1 protein-coding gene is annotated in these 1,686 nt (G+C 43.6%); it reads left to right on the top strand.

The window, feature by feature from the left end; genetic code table 11:
* The coding region (locus AB4653_RS17575) for a condensation domain-containing protein (RefSeq protein ID WP_372104847.1) at positions 1–1,432 on the top strand (1,432 nt) is incomplete at its 5' end.
* Positions 1,433–1,686: the final 254 nt, after the last annotated feature.

Below are 1,686 nucleotides of genomic sequence, written 5' to 3'. Positions count from 1 at the left end.
GAAAAGTACCGAGTTTCTTGAGTCTTCGGCATCTCTTACCGATGTTGGTTCTTCGCTTGCTCCATTGTCGCTCGCTCAGAATTCTCTGTGGAAGGCGATTCCCAAATACGCCAAATTTGGACTCAATACGATTTTTAACTTGCCGTTTGTTTTACGCTTTTTCGATGAATTGGATGAAGTGGCTTTTGGGGAAGCTTGCCGCGATATTCTAGTTCGTCATGCCACTCTAAGAAGCCATTTTTATGAACATGATGGTAATCCATGCCAACAAGTGGTTGATGTCAGTGACATCGGCAATTACAAATGGTTTTGGACTTCAGATGAATGTGAAATCGAAGATAGGGATGAGTTTCTTAAACAAGAGGCAATCCATCCCTTTGATTTAGAGAAGGAGTTCCCTCTTCGAGTAAGATTCATCCGTTGCAAGGATACGGGGCAGCAGTTCTTGTCCTTCTTGTTCCACCATATTGTTCAAGATGAATGGTCAGTGAATTTGATGATGGATGAGCTTAATTTAGCTTATAAACTGCGCGTTCAAGGTCAATCACCGGAATGGAGACATGAAGCTCTTCCAATGCACGAGTATGCTCGTATGCAGAGAGGTTCTGGAACACATCAGAAGCACCTCGATTATTGGTTGGATAATCTAAAAGATGTGCCGTGGTCTACCCCTATATTCCCTAAGAGTCACCCTTTATCAGAGAAGGCTGATCCTCAAGGGGCTAAAGGTGGTTGGGTTATCGTTGAAATTGAAGATAACGTAAGGGATGGGTTATATGCACTTGCCAAGCAGCAAAGCGCATCGCTATTCAATGTTGTTTATGCATCTATTGCAGCGGCACTCAATGTTGTTGGTGCACCCAATAAGCTCATAGTAGGAACCTCGGCTTCGGGCCGACAAGACGTTGAGTATTATGACACGATAGGTTACTTCACCACCGTAGTGGCGCATTTAGTGAATTTTGAACGCGTCCGTACGGTGGCTGAACTGGTAGCCCAAGTGAAACATACGATTAATGATTCTATGCCATATGGCGATATTCCTATCGACCTTATTGAAGAAGGTTTGGTTGGGGGGGATCCCGATGTGGATGGGCACATGTTCGAAGTCTTTATTCAACTTCACGCCAAAAGTAAATTTAGTGGTGCTTTTGAATTGTCTAATGGTGACAAAATCAACTTCCAGCAGGTTGATTCAGATCGAAGCGAATCTGGTTTAGGACTTCAGTTCGAAGTGTTAGAAGAAACCGTCAATGATGAGCAGGTGCTACGTGTAATGATGAGCTACCTTACTGAAAACTACAGTCAAGCTCAGGTTGATCTTCTGTGTGACACACTAAGAGCTCTGTTTGCAGAATTTGCTTTGAGCTCAAAGGGGGATCAGTTGCTCGAAGCAATTAAAGACCGCGTGGTTGAACCCGCAATGTTCTAAAACCGTAGGTAGATTACTCGTCCAAGAAACCATGCGTAACCTTGAGCAGCATCAAGTCTATTCTTGATGCTGCGCTTTCCCAAGTAACTGAATGGCTAGAGCTATTGAGTTAAGCAATCAAACAGCTAATTGGCTAAATAAGCAAATAGCTAAAGGATGGGTTATATGCACTTGCCAAGCAGCAAAGCGCATCGCTATTCAATGTTGTTTATGCATCTATTGCAGCGGCACTCAATGTTGTTGGTGCACCCAAT

This window comes from Vibrio sp. 10N.222.48.A3 (assembly GCF_041475345.1).
GTDB classification, from domain to species: Bacteria; Pseudomonadota; Gammaproteobacteria; order Enterobacterales; family Vibrionaceae; genus Vibrio; species Vibrio tasmaniensis_A.
Note: the sequence above shows the minus strand (reverse complement) of the source record. Positions and strands in the feature narration are given on the sequence as shown.